Origin of the sequence: Paenibacillus sp. EKM10P (genome assembly GCF_011800655.1) — a bacterium.
Classification (GTDB): Bacteria; Bacillota; Bacilli; order Paenibacillales; family Paenibacillaceae; genus Paenibacillus; species Paenibacillus polymyxa.
Map to the genome: position 1 here is coordinate 1 of NZ_JAALET010000010.1, position 19,969 is coordinate 19,969.

The 19,969-nt window shown below is 45.1% G+C and carries 15 protein-coding genes and 1 tRNA gene; 5 read left to right on the forward strand and 11 right to left on the reverse strand.

Annotated features, from left to right (window positions below):
* Positions 1-82: 82 nt before the first annotated feature.
* A tRNA-Gly gene (locus tag HFE01_RS19685) sits at positions 83-153 on the forward strand.
* A gap of 801 nt (positions 154-954) precedes the next feature.
* On the opposite strand, the gene HFE01_RS19690 is transcribed toward HFE01_RS19685, so the two are convergent.
* The 10 genes from HFE01_RS19690 to HFE01_RS19735 form a co-directional block, all read right to left on the reverse strand.
* Positions 955-2,241 (reverse strand): DUF418 domain-containing protein, encoded by a 1,287-nt coding sequence (locus HFE01_RS19690; protein WP_107734758.1) that lies wholly within the window; start codon positions 2,239-2,241, stop codon positions 955-957.
* Positions 2,242-2,452: 211 nt separating this feature from the next.
* Positions 2,453-5,263 (reverse strand): M14 family metallopeptidase, encoded by a 2,811-nt coding sequence (locus tag HFE01_RS19695; protein ID WP_107734759.1) that lies wholly within the window; start codon positions 5,261-5,263, stop codon positions 2,453-2,455.
* A gap of 110 nt (positions 5,264-5,373) precedes the next feature.
* Positions 5,374-6,384 (reverse strand): LCP family protein, encoded by a 1,011-nt coding sequence (locus tag HFE01_RS19700; protein ID WP_107734760.1) that lies wholly within the window; start codon positions 6,382-6,384, stop codon positions 5,374-5,376.
* Between the two features lie 47 nt (positions 6,385-6,431).
* A complete protein-coding gene (locus tag HFE01_RS19705; protein ID WP_107734761.1) occupies positions 6,432-7,130 on the reverse strand; it encodes an SGNH/GDSL hydrolase family protein in 699 nt (232 codons plus the stop codon).
* Between the two features lie 27 nt (positions 7,131-7,157).
* Entirely contained in the window at positions 7,158-8,966 is a 1,809-nt protein-coding gene (locus tag HFE01_RS19710) for an acyltransferase family protein (RefSeq protein ID WP_167438631.1), read from the reverse strand.
* A 184-nt stretch (positions 8,967-9,150) separates the two neighbouring features.
* The gene (locus tag HFE01_RS19715) at positions 9,151-10,296 is read right to left on the reverse strand and encodes a hypothetical protein (protein ID WP_167438630.1); all 1,146 of its coding nucleotides are present in this window, start codon (positions 10,294-10,296) and stop codon (positions 9,151-9,153) included.
* 3 nt (positions 10,297-10,299) lie between these two features.
* Positions 10,300-11,760, reverse strand: coding sequence for a sensor histidine kinase (locus HFE01_RS19720; RefSeq protein ID WP_113050482.1), 1,461 nt, complete (start codon positions 11,758-11,760; stop codon positions 10,300-10,302).
* On the reverse strand, positions 11,750-11,890 hold the full coding sequence (locus HFE01_RS19725) for a hypothetical protein (protein ID WP_167438629.1): 141 nt from the start codon (positions 11,888-11,890) through the stop codon (positions 11,750-11,752). Before HFE01_RS19725 ends, HFE01_RS19720 begins: the two co-directional genes overlap by 11 nt.
* A 208-nt stretch (positions 11,891-12,098) precedes the next feature.
* Positions 12,099-12,596, reverse strand: a complete 498-nt coding sequence (locus HFE01_RS19730) for a CcdC family protein (RefSeq protein ID WP_016819434.1) — start codon at positions 12,594-12,596, stop codon at positions 12,099-12,101.
* A 164-nt stretch (positions 12,597-12,760) separates the two neighbouring features.
* Positions 12,761-13,237, reverse strand: coding sequence for a disulfide oxidoreductase (locus tag HFE01_RS19735; RefSeq protein ID WP_016819435.1), 477 nt, complete (start codon positions 13,235-13,237; stop codon positions 12,761-12,763).
* A gap of 230 nt (positions 13,238-13,467) precedes the next feature.
* On the opposite strand from HFE01_RS19735, the gene HFE01_RS19740 reads away from it, so the two are divergent.
* Positions 13,468-14,094, forward strand: a complete 627-nt coding sequence (locus HFE01_RS19740) for a nitroreductase family protein (protein WP_013369121.1) — start codon at positions 13,468-13,470, stop codon at positions 14,092-14,094.
* 105 nt (positions 14,095-14,199) lie between these two features.
* Here the strand turns inward: HFE01_RS19740 and mprF are convergent, their stop codons facing one another.
* Positions 14,200-16,842 (reverse strand): bifunctional lysylphosphatidylglycerol flippase/synthetase MprF, encoded by a 2,643-nt coding sequence (gene mprF / locus HFE01_RS19745; RefSeq protein ID WP_019685960.1) that lies wholly within the window; start codon positions 16,840-16,842, stop codon positions 14,200-14,202.
* Positions 16,843-17,055: 213 nt separating this feature from the next.
* Here mprF and HFE01_RS19750 point away from each other — a divergent pair, with 213 nt between their 5' ends.
* From HFE01_RS19750 to HFE01_RS19760, 3 genes are all read left to right on the forward strand, one after another.
* Complete coding sequence (locus HFE01_RS19750) at positions 17,056-17,817, forward strand: AAA family ATPase (RefSeq protein WP_019685961.1); 762 nt, start codon at positions 17,056-17,058, stop codon at positions 17,815-17,817.
* A 46-nt stretch (positions 17,818-17,863) separates the two neighbouring features.
* Positions 17,864-18,382, forward strand: coding sequence for a GyrI-like domain-containing protein (locus tag HFE01_RS19755; protein WP_019685962.1), 519 nt, complete (start codon positions 17,864-17,866; stop codon positions 18,380-18,382).
* A gap of 214 nt (positions 18,383-18,596) precedes the next feature.
* Positions 18,597-19,799, forward strand: coding sequence for an MFS transporter (locus HFE01_RS19760; RefSeq protein ID WP_016819439.1), 1,203 nt, complete (start codon positions 18,597-18,599; stop codon positions 19,797-19,799).
* Positions 19,800-19,969: the final 170 nt, after the last annotated feature.

Here is a 19,969-nt window from a genome sequence, read left to right on the forward strand (position 1 = left end):
GATGTAGCTCAGCTTGGTAGAGCACCTGGTTTGGGACCAGGGGGTCGCATGTTCAAATCGTGTCATCCCGACCACTTTTTTTGCGGGTGTAGTTCAATGGTAGAACTCCAGCCTTCCAAGCTGGTAGCGTGGGTTCGATTCCCATCACCCGCTTTATATAGATGAAAGAAGAGATGGCTTATGCCATCTCTTTTTTTTGTATTTATTAAGCTATCGTTTCCCGTTAGATTACGACCGCTTATAATAGCTCTTCTTATTAATCCAGTTAATGCACGGGGTGGACCTTGGTTAATATTTATTTTTTGCTCTAAAAAGTTTGTAGAAGGCACGAATGTCCTGAGCTAAAAGCTCAGGCTCTTCCATGGCAGTAAAATGCCCGCCGCGAGCGATTGAAGTCCACGAGTTACATTTAGGTTGCACACGCCCATTCTTTAGGCGTTAACAATATATCTGCTAGGGATAATACAATTCCGGTTGGCACTTTTATGTAGCTCAATGACGGCGAAGAATGTGAATTTTCATAATACATACGTGTAGTAGGTGGCTTCATTGGTCTTATGCGAAAAATAACGGTCATAAAATGAGTCCAATGTTCGATATCTTTGTTCAGCATCTGGAGCAGTCAGGAGTGTCCGATAGGAGCGTATTGGATGGATAAGAAAACAAAGACTATATAGCAGCTTAGAAAAATCAGCGAGACAAGCAGAATTCAGTAAACAGTCAAAGAAATCCCAATTACGATACTGGGTGTTGCTAAAACGGTGGGGATAAGCCCCCCGGATAATCCGGGGGAAAATAGCAAGGAATTAGTTCCTTCCTGATAACTCTGTTCAATGATTATCTTATTCCCCTAGTTAATCTCGACACCTTCTGTAGGCTTCTTATACAGATAGAGAACTTTTTATCTGGTATCTTTTTTGATCAGTCCGTTATATAGAGTATCAAGAAGGTTATCTACTTTACTGTTTGTGAGACTGGTTGGGTAGAGCTGAACAATCGGTCAAAGCGGCGCATCAATCCTTCAAGCGGACCAACAGGACGCTGAGCAATCAATAATCCCAGCAGTAGTGTTGCAACTGCGATCATTACGTTGCCGAACGGAATTCCATCCAGACTGTGCCCAATCTTTGTCAGATCGAGAATCCACACCACTACAAACTGAAAGGCATACATGGTCAGGGCGACACGTCCGACTGCTGCGAAAGGCATTAATACAGCGGAAGTTTTTTTGGATACGAGGCACGTAGCTCCCATTACCAAAAATGAAATTCCTAATCCTATCATCGTCTGGAATGTCGAAGCGGTGTGCGGAGCCGTTCCCAAAAGGAGCTGCCACATTGGTGATTCCGTATTAAGAGGCCAAATTGCGTATTCATCCGGCTGTACAGGAGCAACTCCTTGCACACTTATCAGCCATTGTTCAAAGTGAAGATTCCAATTCGGAAGCACAAAAGCGGCCATTACTTTGCCAATAACAAGCATAACGATACCGCTGCCTGCGAGTGAGAGGGCTGTACGTAATCTGGTGAGGTCAACGCGACCAATGGCCATACCAGCAACAAATGCAGGAGTCAAGGCGAGGGCAGACATCGGACCTCCCGCGATATCACCAAGAAGATAAGCTTTTGAGAAAATGCTTGATCCAAGAATCATTAGCGTCGGGGCCGTTACGAGCAAAACTACTGCTGTTGTAACAATGGTGCGGGTCGAACGACGAAATAACATGAGGGCCAACACAAACATAGCTGCATAGGCAGGCAAAATGATGCCGTATGAAGTGTTCAGCATAATAAGCAAATAACCAATAATATCAACAAACACCGCACGGGCCAGCATTCGTGCACGAAAAGCGGTCGCCTCTGCTCCCCGATCCATCATACGCTGTCCCATAATAGAATAGGAGATACCGCCGCACAACACAAATAATAGGGTGGTATTTCCGGAAACAATTGCAGAAACGCTTGGATTTGATCCGAAATGCTGCAAATACATTCCCAGCACGGCCAGTCCGCGCGCAGCATCAAGCGCAACGAGGCGTCCTTTGATGCTGTGTGTCTTTCTCCGTGGCTCTGTCACAGAGCTTTGGGGGAGATTATCGGTTTCTGTACTGTCGTGAGATGAGGTGGTCCCTGATGTGTCCACTGCTTTATTATCCATGTTATTAGCAACCGGATCTTCAATCTTTGTGTCCCCCTCATATTTTCTGACAGATCTGCTTGTTAGTTTGATGCTACTTAGCAAATTAATTCCTCCCTAAAATATTGAATTCATACATTCCATAAATCCCTGTTGTGAAGTGGATTCATTTCACGTTCTAATCCAAATATAGCCTTCAGATGTCGCTAAAATTTGATCAAGTTGTAAACAAAATGTCACAGAGGACAATAACCCTTATCACAAAGACAACCTTACTCACGGCTGATCACCGGAATAAGGTTGTTTGCAAAATCATTCAGGGTTTGCTGGGAACGGCATTGAAAATCGAATTGGCCAGTAGTCGGAATTGATGCTGCGGATGAGCGCCATTGGTTAGATCGTTGGAGAAAACTGTGATATTCTTTTTGTTTTCCATATAGGTGAAGGCCATGATCTTTCCTCTTGCAGCATCGTGACCTGGCCACCAACCTGCTTTGAAGAAGTTTTCTTTATTGCTAATGGTTGCAAGAACTTTTGCGGCTTTAGGTAGCTTCGTAATGTAAGAACCTGTAACGGTGTAGAAATATTCTTCGTTATCGTAAGGGGCTGTAATCACATGATCCTGTTGGACATTCGCCAGGAAGACCCCTTCGTATCTTTCCCATGTCGGTCCAGCAAACGCAAATTGAGGAATCCAGTTTTTCACGTTACCCATCCCCATATTCCCATAAGCAATGTATGGCTTTCCTTTCTCAACAAGTTTGTCGGAATCGAATGTATTCACGAGCACATCGGCATGCTGCTGATCATCGGTCACTTTAAAACCGAGATTTTTGAGCACATAAGCCGGTTCGCCGAGAGCGGCTACCGTAGAAGGTTTAAGAACTTTGCCAACGGGTTTGTTATTGCCGAATGCCGTGACATCAAGATAGTATTTTGACACCAGCGGATGCAGATCATCATAGGCCACTGCAAAGTCACCCGCTTCATATCCTGTTCCGCTTTTGGATAGCATCGTAACCACTTTGCCGGATTTAAGTAATTCATTGACCGTTTTGATGGCATCGTTATTGGTGTTTCGGATTAAAACATAGGCAGAATCATTCGGCAATGATGTGGCCGGAATCGATACGGAAGTCACCGGAGTCGTTTTGCCCGCAAACACGCCGGCTTCTCTAATCACATCACGTTCAAATCCTCGCATGACGGGAAAGTCTTGCACAATCTCGCCAGCTACGGAAGCATAATCTGAGACGTTAATACCGTCATATAAAACCATGTTTGCAATGCCGTGTTTAGCCTGATGCATATTTATGATAAATGAACCCGCGGGGTAGGTCTTGCCAGCAGTACTTACAGCCTCTGTCGAGCGTTCAACCGTTACTCCATTGCGGATAAGATACTCAATCATCCGATAGGCTTCCAGCGGATTTTTTTGAAGACCTTTATCGATCGGCAAAACGTAATACTCAGGAAAAAAATTCTCATTACCGTGACGGGGGCGACCAATGACTTGATTTTTTGCATTGACTAGATACCGATCTACGGATCGATCATCGATATTGTTGATTCCACGTTCATATACTTTTAACTGATTCAAAAATAACTTTTCTTTCTTTTGCATAACAAAATCAGTTGCTGCAGCGACACTATAATACAATGCTTTGGTCGACTCTTCATTAGATTCAGGTGTTTCCAGCGTATGTCCCATTGCACCATGGTGCATGGCGAAGACAGCTGTATAGGCTGGAGATGCATCATCCCATCCTGAAGCAGTTCCCTTCGAAACATATTTAGGATTTTTAACTGTTTTACGATGCTCTTCATAAGGAATATGGTAGTAATCATACTTCGTGTTTGCTATACCTGCTTCACCCATCGCTTTGGCCTGTTCTACCATGTTATCCATAAGTAGATCGTACTCAATATTCGGATCGTGAGGCGGTGTGGTAGGCTCGATCAGAAAATTCTTATCAAACCCATGCAGATCTAAGAAAGAAATCGGCGACCACTTGGCGATTTGCTCTGTGATACTGCGTGTTTCAGGCTGGGTTTGATATGAATTATCCCGATTTAAGTCAAAATATTCAGCATTATAACGTTCGGTATGAACCCTTCCATCTGGATTTTCTGTATACAGGAACAGGAAAAACACATGTTCAAGCGCATCATCCATATTGAGAGTTACCGTACTCGATTTTCCATTGGACAAGGTGGTCTTGTACGTAACATTTTTATCGAGTGCCATAGTCTTAAAATAATTGATAATCGCATCAAAGCCTGGCGCTTCATTCGGATGAATATTGTTGATCCAGATGGGCACTTGATAATCTCCGAATGCACCGGATTGAATATCGTTCTCCAGCTTTGCAGGATCATTCAGCATGGCAGGGTGAGTTACATTCTGATATTTGTCAATCGTTGCTTGATCTTTGGCAACCATAGTTATAAAAATATCGCGGCCTTCAACGGATTTGCCGATCGACAACGTTTTAATGTATCTGTCGTTTTTTTGAGTTGCCTGTGCCGTAATCGCATCAATCTCCGGCTTCAGTTCATCATAGGTACGGAAGCTGTCGTACGGGACCAACTTAATAGGTGCTTGGGCAACGGTTTTGCCGTTGACTACTGCAGCCAGTTCATAGGTTCCCATCAATGATGCGTACAGTGGACGCTGCAGACTCGGCTCGGCAAGATTCTCCGTACCATAGGTAAGACCGAAATTGATACTGGCAGTGACTTCTGCGTGTTCGGCTTTGACCTGAGTAACGGTGATAAAGGGGGCGCCATTATAACCGCGATTCTTGTACGATTTCCATTCCGATAATGGCTTACCACCATAGGTCCAGCTTATTTTCTTTATATCGGTACCCTTCGGAAGCTTAAATCTAGCCTTAATGGTTCTTTTCTTCGTCATGGATGCCACATGGCTATCCAATTTTAGTGTCGGGGTATTTTTAACCTGCGTTGAAATTATTTTTGTTGGTTCACTCTTATCGTTCAACAACGTGCTTTTTGCACGTTGCGCAGCATCAGCCATAGCCATGTGCGGAGCAGTGATCTCCAGAAGCATGGCGGCGGATATAGTTAATGCCAAGCAGAACCTTACGATCTGTTTTGTACCCATTCTTTTTCCCCCTATAGATAACCGGAAGATCATGTTATGCTCTTCTTTATTCACAAAGAGCATTTAACAGACTATTGTCCGGCAAATACGATCTAATATATTGTCTAACCCTATTCAAAATCTGTTTTCTGCTCCTGCCCCGAAGAATTGTCTGTAATCGAATTTGAGGAGTCGGAATTTATGATACTTTGCACAAATTGCTTCAAATCCGTTCGACTTTTTACATCCAGAACAGCCGCCTTGCCCACATAAGTTTCTTTTAATAGCTTCATTGGCGGTATTTGTTCATTTCCGTTTAATGTACTTTGGTACCCTACTGAAGCCAAATTCCACATATCAGAGACTGACAAATTGGTATCGATATACGGACTGATTTCCTCAAGAATAGAAGGGAATTTCATAATGGAAGTCGTTGTTTTTACCTTCTCGGCTAATGCCGTAATAAATTGCCGTTGTCTTTTTGTTCTGGAATAATCGGACATAGCATCATGACGAAAACGGACATATTGAAGCGCCGTTTTGCCGTCGAAATGCTGCTGTCCTTGTTTTAAATTAATATCATACTCATGCAGATCGGCCTTGCTTTCATAGTACATATCCTTCTCGACATAAAAATCGAGTCCGCCTACAGCATCTACGAGTTTAATAAACCCCTGGAAATCCGTGTATACATAAAAATGAACTGGCACCCCCAGCAATTCGCTGACTGCTTTCATCGCCGTATCGGGTCCATGCGTAACAGCGGTATTAATTCGATTTTTGCCGTGCCCAGGAATATCCGTATAAGTGTCTCGAAGAATCGAAAACACATGAATACGCTTATCGGTAGGATTCAACGAAACGACCATCATGCTATCGGATCGGGGTACACTGCCCTTGTTGTTTTCGCGAGTATCCACGCCCATCAGCAAAATATTTACAGGTTCGGTTCCCTCCCATTCCGGTGCTTTTAGTGCTTCGACTTTATCAGTGCTCACTTTAACAAATGGGGAGTTTCCCGGGGTTTTACTAAGTCCTTCTAACCCTTTGTAAATGGAAAAGAAATAATAAAAGATAAAGCTTACAGCAGCGACCCCAAGTAACAACGTTACAATCAATATCCTCTTTTTCCTCTGTGTCATGTCATTCTTCCTTTCTAGATGTATAGACGCGCAGGCCCCTTTCTGTATTAAGATTTTTGCAAGGCTGCTACGAGGAGTGAAGTGTAATATCGGCTACCATCTGGTTTTAAATGGACACCATCTTTATAAAAGTATTCGTCTTTGCCTACACTGGCCGAATACCAGTCCATCACGCTGACGTTGTTAAACTCATCGGCGACCTGTGCAATCGTGTCATTCACCGTGTTTTGCCATCCTTTCGGAACCCGGGTGGTGACCAAGATTACCTGTCTGGCTCCGGAAAGGGATTGCAGTACGTCGTGCAGTTGGTTTTTGCTAAACGGACCATTGGTGCCGAGTTCGATAATGACCTGGTCTCCCAGTTTGCCTTGGGCGGCCAATTCATTAATGACTTTTACAGCTTGAGACATCTGCCGGCCAACCTTACCGTCAACCGTCATATTCGGAAGCTGCTCTTTTAAATAAGGCTCAATTCCGACCGTAACCGAATCTCCAATCATCGTGACGCCCTCGCCGTTTAAGGAAGCAGATGATTGAGCTTGTTCCCCGCTGGTGCTAGAAGCCGCACGCTTTTGTGCAGCAGTCTGCATCTTATCAAGATTGTATAGAGAAGAGTCCTTGCTGCGGGATTCGTGATCATCTGAATTTTGCTTTGCGTGCATATGGAGAACTATGGCACCTAAAAAGATAAGGATAATCATAAATCCCCATAATCCGCTTACCATCCATCCATTTTTTTTGTTCATAGCTAGTTCATCCTTTCCTTTAACATGCTAGTAGGTTTTATCTTGTTTGATAGCATCAATTAACAACGAGGCATAATACTGAGCGCCTTCTGGTTTCAGGTGGACACCATCACCATAAAATAGATCGTCCCGGTTTTCGCTGGCTGAATACCAGTCGATAAGCTGGACATTTTGAAATTCACCAGCAATTTCACGCAGATTGTCATTTACGGTATTCTGCCAACCTCTTGGTACTCTAGTTGTTATCAGATAAATTTGCTGGGAGTCCTGCAGTGAAGCCAGCAAGGACTTCAGTTGACTCTGGTTAAAAACGCCGTTGGTGCCGAGTTCAATAATGATTTTATGGCCAAGTTTACCCTGTTCCCGCAGGCCATCAAGCACATCACCTGCCTGTGACATTTGACGTCCCACCTTGCCATCAATGATCATACCGGGGAGCTGCTTTTCCAGAAACGGGGCGGCATCCAGAATAACGGAATCTCCGATCGCAGTGATCCCCGCTCCTTCTGCGGAGTGGCTTGTATTTTCAGAGGGATGATTTTCATCGGAACAGCTGCATTGCAGTTGTTCTGTCTGGACGGGGTCCCGGCTTACGGCTGCTGGTGCATGAGGTACAGGATCTGGAGCTGGTGAATCCGTCTTCCATGATGCCAGGACGAGAATGATGGCGATAACAATGACGACAAGGCCTAGCTGGCTGCCAGCGCCTGACCTGCGGAGTGATTGCAGGCCAGTCCAAAAGGTTCCACGGCGGATGGGCTCTTCGATGTATCTGTAGGAAAGACCCGCCATTATGAAACTGGCCGTTACCTGCAGAGCCATGCGCATATAGCTGGCATCATCGGTATTTACCACGGGACTTGATAAAATAATGATTGGATAATGCCATATATACAGACTGTAAGATCGTTTACCGATCCAGCTTAGAGGCCGGCAGCCGAGTAATCGTTCCAGTCGGTTGGCTGGATGAACCAGTACAGCGATAACAACCGCAGTAATGAGTGATAAATAAAGAAAACCGCCGCGATACAGCGAATCATCATACTCGTTGGTCTGAGCAATCAGGATAAACAGCATTACAATGCCCAGCACGCCAGTCATATCCAGCATGGTGCGGGATGAAGAAGATACATTGTTGCTCAGTCTCCAACTGGGCCAGACAACCGCCAGAGCCGCTCCGATCAAAATAGCAGACGCCCGCGTGTCCGTCCCGTAATACACCCTGCTCGGGTCTGTTCCGGGTTCATATATAACGGCCATGGCTATGGCGGATACGAAGGCGCAACCCAGAATGTATAACATCAGTCTGCCTCGTCGCGGTGCAAGGCACAGACCAATCAGTAGAACAAGCGGCCAGATGACGTAAAACTGTTCCTCAATGGAAAGTGACCAGAGGTGCCCAATTGGAGAAGTCGGACCAAAGCTCTCAAAATATGAAACATGATGAAAAATGAGATACCAGTTGTTTACGTAAAAAAGCGAGGATACAAAATGGCCTTCTAATGCTTGCAGTCTGGAGAAATCGGTAATTAAAAGCCACAATGCCACTGCAGTCAGCATAAAGAGCATTGCCGGCAGTAGTCTGCGCATTCGTTTGATCCAGAACCGCACAATGAAAAAACCGTTGCGTGTCCTCCATTCATAAAGGATCTGATCCGTAATCAGATAGCCTGACAGGACGAAGAAAATCTCCACTCCTAGCAGCCCACCCTCTGCCCATCTAAGATGAAGATGATAAGCAATAACAGCAAGCACAGAGATGGCCCTTAGCCCATCCAGACCGGTCATATAACGTTTTATGGGTTGATTTAGGTGCAGATTCGGATTTTCATTCACTATGGTCCATTCCTTGTCCTTATAGGCTAATGATCTTGCTTCATTTACTATAGAAAAAAGATGTCGCGAAAGTTTGATCAACATGTAAACAAATTGTCACAAAGGTTGCAAAAAGAAAAACCTTATTCCGGCTGAACAACCGAAGTAAGGTTTTTGACATCCACAAATATAGAAATCCTAATCGCTATTTCAACTCAATGATCAATGACTCCTTACTAGGAGAATCCGTTGGCGCAGTCTGCGAGGAATCCAACTGTTTTTGTCCTTGAAGTAGTACACTTTTATTGTTCGGATTCCAATACATATGCGTTGGCACAATTCCGCGATATACCGGTTCGTTGTACAGTATATTTCTTCCCTGCACCTTGGCTACGTAAGTGACATTTTGATCATACACGGTGTATGCGATATTTTTCCTGTCAGGCGAAAATTCAAAATCAAGCACTTTTTCCAAAATGACAGAGAGCTCGCCGTTTCGCTGATCATATTCGTACAATGAATTATCCGTTCCGAGAAACACAAACTGGTCGTTATTCATCCAGGCTACTGAATCTCCACCAATCTGACGCTCGTATTGAAATTCAATATTCTTTCCTGAAATCTTCCCCAGGGTTAGCACCTTTTTCTGACCTTGTTTTGCACCAAATAACTGTAGCAGTACGCTGCGGCCATCATTTGCAAGGTTAACACTCAAAAGTGTGTCTTCCTTTAGGATCCCTTTTAACTGATATTTGCTGGAAGTTTGAGACCCAACATCGTAGATGTATAGGCTATCAGCTCCATGATCAACCAGGTTTTCTACCAGGTAGCTGATATACGAACTGTTGGACGACCAGGAAACATATTGTACATAAGATTCGTTCCTGGTGCTGATCCTGTCTATTTCCTTTTCCTTGCCATCCTGCAAGGAAATAAGCTTTAAGGTTGTCTCCGAGGAAGAAGGGGAAACTTCGCAAATATATTTCCCATCGGGGGAAAGTATTGTATTGGAAGTTACCTTGTCGATTTCGGATATGACCTTGCTTTGCTCATACGGATAAGTTAAACGTTCCAGCGTGCCTCGCTTCAGTATGGTCATGGCCCCGAACGATGCGATGATGGCATCTCCAGACGACCAGCCCAGCAGCTGGCCCCGATTTGCAAAACGATCCGGAAGCCGATATATTTTTTGGACCTGAAACGGACGAGAGCTTTGATCGGTACTGGAAACTTCATTGCTGTCGGCGATGACGACAGTCTCTGTTTTTGGTTCTGAACCGCATCCTGACAGCAGTAATATCACGAGAGATACGACCAGCGGCATTACAACATATTTATATTTATTGCCCATTATTCATTCTCCGTTCCCCGCGGTTTCCAGCGCTTTAAATTCTACCGTAACGATAGTTTCATTATGCTCATTTGTAATTAAGATGGAACCCGCAAGTTCTTCAACGATAGATTTCACAATGCTGAGTCCCAATCCTACACTGCCTTCTTCGGCGCTGTCGGAATGAGCCGGATAAAACGGCTGTAATAGGCGTGACAGATGTTCTGCTTCAATTGGATCGCTTGGATTGCTGAAGATCAAGCGAATCTTTTCTTCTGCCCGCACCGCTTTTACCGATACTGCCGAAAAAGGCAAACTGTATTTAATCGCATTATCTATCAAATTGATGAACATCTGTCTGATTCTGTCCCGATCGGCCAACATGATCAATTCCTCATTAATCTCATATTCAATGGTTTTTTTATAGCGCTGAGAGCGGATCATCATTGATTCACACACATCCTGCAGGATCAGCCCAATATCCACCCGTTCAAGCTCTTGAAGCATGATATTTTTGCGTGAAACTTCCAGTAGTTTTAGCACCATCGCATGCAGGCGCCTGCTCTCCTCGATAATATGATTCATTCCTTTATCAAAAAAAGCACGGTCTTTCTCACCGTTAAGCCGGATCAGCTCCGCATATCCCAAAATGGAGGTTAACGGCGTTTTCAGTTCGTGAGTAATATTGTCAAAAAAGCGCTTTTCCTGCTGGTGAAGCTGCTTTAAATGGTCCCGATCCTTCTCAATAATATGAATTTGTCTGCTAATTTGACCAATCATATCGTTAAAATTCTCAGCCAGTCGGCCAATTTCATCCCTGCGTTTAAAATGTAGGCGTATATCCAGATTTCCGTTTTTTACCTCGGTGGAGGCCTGCGTCAGTCTGGTCAGCGGGATGGTAATATGCCTGGAAAGAATATAGGAAAACAGAAAGGCTGCCGCAAAAATCGCTAGGGCAATATAGAGGGTAATCTGTCGAATCTGTCCGGTTTGTTCGTAAAGTGAACTGAAATCTTTGTAAAAACGCAGGATGCCCACCTTTGAACCGTCTATAACAACCGGATAGGAGAAAAGAACAGTCGTCTTATTACGATCATAAGTAATGCTGTACGCTGTATTGCCATCAATCGCTTGCTGCAGATCGCTTTGCATTTGCTGCTGAAATATGGAGCTGTCTGGGGCATAAAGCAATTTGCCTTCCACCGTATACACGCCAATACTGCTGTCCGTGGTATGGTTCAGATTAGTGGCTATCTCCCTGGCGATTTCTCCAAAATACAGCTCATTGCTGCTAAAATGGTTAATCAGGAAAGCCTGGCGTACATACACATTGCTATTATTTTTCAGTCCGACGAGTTCGGAGGTAACCAGATTCTGATTGCTTGTCCGGATAAATTCCTTGACTGTCTGATTAAGCACGACAAAAGAAAGCGAAAAAATCAGAAAAAAACCGATCAGAAATTTGATGCTGATTTTACGTATCATGCTTAACCACCCATTTTTTAAAATTTGTATCCGGCTCCGAAGACGGTAGTAATGCATCCGGTGGTCCGTACGAAAGCCAGTCGGTAATCGGAGCATCATTTTCAATAATAAGAATCTTTGCTTTATTCATCGTAATCCTCATCTCTAATTTTAATACGGCAGGTTCATAACATCGTCCATTATATTAATCATTCAGGAGAAAACAATCAAATGTATAAAGAGAGAACCGACAGCCCCCGATAGACTAAAAAGACCAAAAAGACACGGTTCCTGTGGGGAGAACGTGTCTTTTTGGTCTATACAGCAACATGCGAGTGTGCACGTTAAATATCCGTTGGTCAGATGCGGACTTCCGTCTCGTCCGGAACGAACTGACGATATTGAAAATACATACGAAGCCGCCAGTGTAACAAGGTCCCGAAGGCTAGGATGAAAAATAGCCCTGCTGTTTGCGGAATGGTAATGTAATGCTGAATAAATTCATGCAGCAGCAATCGGACGATCAGTAGGCTGATCAGGATAAAAAAGAAGGTGCGTGAGCGTTGCACGAAAACCAGCCCTTCTTGCAACTCAAATTTAGTGCTGCGGATCAACGGGTAGGAAAAAATAAACCAGCCGACCAGAAAAGCGCCCAGCGCCCAAAGCCAGGGAACCCGTACTTCCGGTACCACGAACATCATAAAACCGGTGCTCATGCCGAGCGGAGGAATGATGATTTTTTTGGCATTAATCGGGCGATGACCTGTCTTCATACGGATGAAAATAGCCGATATAGCGATTAAGATCATACCGAAAGTTGCGCCATATTGCAGCAATGGGGTGCTGATATGAAACATGGACTGGCCCCCTCTATAAGGAATATAAGCGTTATTGGACAGACTGCAAACCTTTTACATTATAGCACATATGCAATGGATATATTTAGTTACAGTCTTTCCTCCGGCAAGCGGATTATACGCCTCTTGGTGGTCACCGGCCCTATAATCGGGTCTCTTTCATCTTATGCGAGTTCTGTTGCTTGTACCTCTCCCGTAGCTGATTTTTTCTCCTGACGTATGATATAACCCATCGCTACAATAATAAGGATAAAAGCAATGAGTGCGAGCAAAGGAATGGTGATGAAATCCAGCCAGTTCAGATAATCCTGTTCACAGGATACTCTACCGCAAGCCGTCGAAGTTTGCGTGGCTGCTTTGGCGGCTGCATGGATACGCTGAATGATAAAATGATAGGCCGAAATCGCACCTCCAATGATAGCTAACGGCATAACGTAAATCCGTATTTTTGTGTCACCTCGAAAATATGCGATTCCGAGTAGAAGGGTCAGGGGATACATCAGAATACGCTGAAACCAGCACAGTTTACAAGGTTCATATCCCAAGATCTCGCTGAGATACAGACTGCCCAATGTCGCCACACAAGCTACTACCCAGGCGGCAAATAAAGCAATATCCGTTTTTTTAAACGATCCGATCATAGTAACGCTCCTTTTTAAATTCAAATGAGAACAGTATGAACTCATCGTGTCTTGTCCCATCGGCAGGCATTTGCCGATATGCATGTCTTTATCCGTATTGTACTGTATTTTGAGTGCGGGGTCATACTTAAACATATTGACATCATTCACTATCATTTTTATAATTGCAGTAGTTTGGGAAGTTAATGAAGATTCAAGATATATATTAAGAAATTAGGAGTGTGCCCAGAATGTCGAGCAGCCGGAAAAATGAAACCTTATCTGTTATTAGTGAAAGACACGCGGTAAAAAGCTATGTAAAGGATTTTAAAATGCCAGAGGAAGATCTGGAAGCAATCTTGACTGCCGCGGTAGAAGCTCCTTCCGCATGGAACCTTCAACATTGGAAATTCCTCGTTATCGAAAGCGAAGCAGACAAACAAAAATTGTTGCCTATCGCCTACAACCAAGGTCAAGTAGCAGAGAGCTCTGTTACGATTGCCGTACTGGGTGATCTGGAAGCGAACCGTAATGCTGTCATTTATGATCAAGCGGTAGAAGCAGGAGCATTGCCAGCGGAAATCCGTGACGCATTGGTAGGACAAATCAATGGCGCGTACCAAAACCCGCAGGTAGCTCGCGATGCAGCGATTCTGAACTCTGCTCTTGCAGCACAAAACATTATGCTGGCTGCTAAATCTTTGGGCTACGATACTTGTGCAATGGGCGGATTTATTCCAGCACAATTGATCGAGCAATTCAATATTCCGGCACGTTACCTGCCGACCATGCTTATTAGTGTAGGTAAAGCACAAGTACCAGCACGTCCATCAGGACGTTTCCCACTGTCTGACGTTGTTGTAAAAGGCAGCTTCTAAGACGAATAGTGAATATAAAAGGGTGTTCCTGCAACCATTGTGGCGAGGAACATCCTTTTTTTACGTCGTTTTGAACTGTCAAAATCCTTTTATTTCGTACCTCGTTTAGTCTGAGCGTTTGGACACGAGATACACCAGTTCCAGCGTCAGGATCGGTAGAAAAACAGAAGCTGGATAGGCTAGATAGCGCGGCTCCCACTGCGGCTTGAACTTATCCTTGAAGCGTCGGAGCCCCTGGAAGCCGTAAAAATGTCCCCCGTATTGAAAAACGAGTCGAGCCAGCTTTTCCTCGCGCAGTGCCTTTTCGCTTTGTCCTACCTGGGACAGCGGTGCCATGCCCAGATTAAATGTCGTATATCCACTCTCCTTGGCCCACTCGATGACCCGTGTGAATAAGTAATCCATCGTTCCATTGGGTGTGTCAGGCAGGTGACGCATCAGATCGATAGAGACCGTCTGCCCATGATCATAGGCAGGGGCCATCGTGGCGAAAGCAATAACCTTACCTTCAGAGTCTTTCAGCAATGCAATTGGAGCCAACTGAAGGTAAGATTCCTTGAACCAGCCGAGTGAATATCCCTTCTCCTTGCGCCCGTCCAGCCAAATATCCGAAATATGACGCATCTCCTCAATCAATGACGCCTCTAGAGGAGGCTGGATCATTTCGAATGAATAGCCTTCGCGGCCAAAGCGATTTTTGGCGCTTCGCAGCGCCTGATTGCTTTTGCCCGTTAGTGTAAAGGACTCCAGCGGCACGAGCGCTTCCTCGCCCAACTTAAAAAAGCGATAGCCGTTCTCGTGATAGATGGACAAATATTCCGGTGATGCTTGATAAAATACAGCCGTCAAAGCATAGCGATCCGCGAACCGTTGGAATTCCTGAATGGCTTCACTCACACGTTCCTTTGGACCGAGGGGGTCACCTAATACAATCAGTTTGTCCCGACTGCGAGCATAGGGGAGAACTACCTGTTCGTCCTTGGTCCAATACAGATATTTATCGCCGAGAAAAAGCATATGAGAAACGAGATTACCACCCTGTCGTTCCAAAAATTCTTTTAGCTTAACCAGTTCCTGTGCGTCGGGTAGATTGCTGATGCTACGTTGAGGACGAAGAAAGAAATACACCGTCAAGAATACCCATGCCAAAATCAAACTAAATACGGCTGTAACTCCGTAATCGCTGCGGTTCATAAAAAAGTCCAGGTGGACCTTGGCATGCAAATGACGCATAAATGGAGTATTGGAGCCTGCCCCGATTATAAAATAAGCACCAGTTACGAGTAGAGATAATCCGCCCCATATTAAAATGTTGTGCCGATTCAGCGGCGCACTGACCCGATAAAACCGTGAACGCGAAATCCACAGCATTAATGCCACGAACAGCAGGAAAAAGGCTTCTTCAAAATCCAGACCTTTAGTGAAGGTGAAAATGGCTCCTGTCAGCAGCAGTATCAAGGTCAGCCGCAATGCTCTGCGAATACGCAGAGAGATTCCGTGGGACAGAACGACAAGCATAATTCCGATGATGACCGAGATTTCGTGCGATAAGCGCATAACGGGCAGGCTGAGCAAATGTTCAGCAAAACGGAGCCGATACAACAGACCAGGCGTAGCGGCCGACAACAGAAGCACCACGCCGGAGATGAGTACCAGTTTCCCAAGTGCCCATACCCCCAGATCGGCCAAAAACCGGAATTGACCAGGCCAGCCCCATACCTTCTGCCAGGCATTAAGGGAGTAATCCCAGCCTGTCTCAGCGAGCTGGCTCAAGCGCTCATTACGCGGAATCATTTCCAGCGCCGCTAATACCAAGCCGATGAGCCACGGAATGATGTAATAAAAGACGCGAAAGACCAGCAGCACAGCCAGCGCCCGGTCCGAGTTGGCTCCTGCCATTTGCAGCCCGAGCAGGGCGATAATATCGAATGCGCCGACGCCTCCGGGTGCAAGACTGATTAACCCCGCAATTGCGGCTATTACATAAATACCGAACACAGCATGGAGCGGCAGCTCATGGAGCAAGTGCGAGCCGATCCATGCAAAGGTAAGACCAGCCAGCAGCCATTCCAGCAGAGAGGCGCCAATGGAGGCAGAGATGGTGAACCAGGAGAGCTGTCCTTCTCCCTTGTTGAACCATGTGGCATACCTTTTGGAGCGCTGCATGATCAGAAATAGAGGCAGGTAAAGTGCCATTCCCCATAGCGCCCAATGAAGCCATGGGTGAGCATCCAGCACAGGCTGCACCGGATACAGATGGACAATAGCACCCCAAGCTAGCAAAGATAGTCCGGTAATGACGACAGGCGAAAGAAATACGACTGCCGAGGTAATGACACCCAATGGCACACCGCTCTTTTTATACAGCACAGTGCGCAGTCCAGCTCCTGTAAAGCCGGCGAAGCCGAAGACATTATTGAAGGTATTGGAGATCCAGGCGTACCGGAATGTCGTTCCAGGCATAACCTGAAGCTTGAAATGATGCCTGATTACATAATCGTAAGCACTCATAGCAGCCACGGCTACCAGTGAGAACAAGCCAATTTCGATGAGAAACGTGGCATCCATTCGCCGCAGCTCATGAAGCATCCGTGCCAGATTAAAGTCTTTTAGCTCTCGTCCAGCCTCCCATATAATAAAAGCCAGTACAGCCAGCGGTAGCAAAATACGCGTTAATCGCTGCCTATAGATGGTCATGATGTACTGTACGATTTTAAAGGATTGGATCGGTTTGTGATTTGACTTCATAGATTCACCTGCTTGAAAAAGGATAAGATTGAGACTGATAATGCGCGAAAAATTTCCTGCCCAAATAAAAGGCTTCGTTATATTATACCTGTAATAATAGCTTGAATAACAACAGAAGGGTTACGAAATGGGAGTTCAGATTGATTGCTGTAAATAATTCCAATATAATGATGGAATACCTAGTAAATTGCTTGGCATTGGAGCTGACTGAACATGAGTATATGGGATCGCAATCTTTTTATACGTCGATTGGAGCTATTGTGGCCTCCAGATGCTGACAGGAGCCAATACCCTTTTAACTTAAAGGCTCTTCAACAGTGGAATGAACTCAAATTCCATCCTTCCGTTACCTATATTGTTGGAGAAAACGGTGTAGGTAAATCAACGCTTATGGAGGCAATCGCGGTCGCGTGGGGTTTTAATCCAGAGGGTGGCACTAAAAATTTCAACTTTTCTACACAAGCCACGCATTCCTCGCTGCATGAGCATATTCGGTTGGTGAGAGGGGTTGAAAAACCGAGGGATGGCTTCTTTTTCCGGGCGGAGAGCTACTATAATGTGGCGACTCATATTGACGAGCTGGATCGAGAAGGAGGAGGGCGACCCATTCGGGATTCGTACGGGGGGAAGTCGCTGCATGAGCAGTCGCATGGCGAGTCTTTTTTTGCTGCATTTGTGCATCGGTTTGGAGGACAAGGATTGTATATTTTGGATGAGCCAGAGGCAGCGCTATCGCCTTTGCGTCAGATGGCCATGCTTGCCCGGATTCATGAGCTCGTGCAACAGGGATCACAGTTTATCATTTCTACCCATTCCCCCATCTTGATGTCTTATCCAGATTCGGTCCTGTATCATCTGACACATGAAGGGATCGACACACGGACGCTGGAGGAAACCGATCATTATATCATCACCAAACAATTTCTGAATAACAAGGAAAGGTTATTGCAGGAGCTATTCGAAGATTCACCATAAGGATATAGGAAGTTTGGTAGTATCCACTTGATGAGGAGGAAACCGTATGAGTTCAAATCTCGATGTAGTTATTCAGCGGATATCGGCTTTCAAGGTAGCAGCGCTGACTGCGCAAGCCCCTTTTGCCGAATTGGGTGATGAGGTACGCAGACAGTGGCAACAAGTGCAACAGAACGTCCCAGAGAACCACTCAGGTCGTCTGGACGCGGATATGGGCTATGTGTTAACTCCCCAATGGACAGTTGTTGAGGAGAACGGAAGTACGGCGGTCAAGGTGGGCGTTAAAGTGTCCTCGTGGAATGAAGTACCGGATAGTCTTGAACGCATCGAGGTGCCTGAAGGAGAGTATGCGGTGACCCGTTTTCAGGGAGATCGGGAACGATTAAATACGATCTATGATGACCTATTTGCTTGGTTGGATCGTAATGGCTATGAGCGTAATACGACAGAGGGGGTATATTGGATCGAGTCGAATCGGCTGAAGCCGGTGAACCCTTTTGATATTCCATCCGCAGAAATTCAGAAATTTGATTATGATATTGCGATCGCTATTGTACAAAAATAAAGGATGGTGAAACGTTATAAGAGGGACAACCTCATGATTTAGTGGTTGTTCTTTTTTGCTACCTTGTCAAAGGTAACATTCAGGGTTATCGGAAGTATTTTATGATTGTTATTTGTCTCCCGCTCTATTAATATAATGAAGAGTTTTGCGGAAATGGTTGCAAAATAAGAAATTCGTATACGAAATAAAGAACCTGAGGAGGACAAAACGCAACATGTCGGATTCACAACAGTTGAAAATGGGGCCGCTCGTCATTTTGATGATTAATATGTTTATTGCCATGCTGGGGATTGGACTCATTATTCCGATCCTCCCCAAGTTCATGGGTTCCTTGGGAGGCAGTGGTGAAACGGGAGGCTATCTGGTTGCCGTGTTTGGCTTGACCCAGTTTATGTTTTCGCCGTTAGCTGGGGAATGGTCCGATAAATACGGACGTAAAAAAATGATTATTATCGGTTTGGTCATCATGACGGTATCTTCTGTATTGTTTGCGATTGGCAACTCGTTGACGATGCTGTATATTTCCCGTTTGCTCGGAGGCGCAGGAGCGGCATTTATGATTCCTCCAATGATGGCTTATATTGCCGACATCACAACCGTCCATAACCGAGGCAGAGGAATGGGGCTGTTGGGGGCCGCTATGTCGCTTGGTTTTGTGATCGGTCCTGGTGTAGGCGGTTTGCTGGCAGATATCTCGCTTCGTACACCCTTATACGTTTCGGCGGCGGTATCCGGTTTAGCGGCACTGATTTCATTGATTTTACTGCCCGAAACCCTGTCGTTGGAGAAGCAGTTGAAGTTTCGAAATGTTAAGGTGAAACGGGACAATGTGATTAAACAGTTTGCGCTGTCTTTCCGCAAGCCGTACTTTATGTTGCTGATTATGATATTCACGTTAACTTTTGGCCTGACGCATTTTGAAACGATGTTTCCGTTCTTTGTAACAGGCAAGTTTCATTACAATGAACGTGATATTGCTATCATTATTACGGTAGGTGCATTGGTCGGGACCGTGATTCAAGCTGCGGTCATTAGTCCGATGTTGAACCGTTTTGGTGAAAAAGGTGTGATTATCGGTTCTTTTCTGTTTTCCGCGATTTCCCTTGTGCTTATGCTGCTCTCAGGGAACTTTTATTATGTACTCGGAGTATCACTTATCTTCTTTACCGCTACATCGTTGCTGCGACCAGCCATTAATACGGCCTTATCCAAAATGGCAGGAGATGAGCAGGGAGTTGCAGCCGGGATGAACAATGCTTATATGAGTATTGGTAATATTCTGGGACCTGCGCTTGCGGGTACATTGTTTGAGGTGCATATCAATTTGCCGTACATTTTTGGGGCGGTCATTCTCATGCTTAGTTTGGGGCTGGCTGTAAAATGGAAAAGTAGAGATACGCAATCCACAGCGGTTTAATGTTATTTTCTCTGTAAACATAGTCTCTTTTGGTGTGAACTGTGACGTTCTTATGAACCACAGATTGCAGCGAAAGAGGCTATTTTTTTGCATACATAGCCACTTGTTAATGAAACGGCAGAATCTTGGGTAATAATGCATGATAAGTTTATAACCAGATAAAAAGTAGA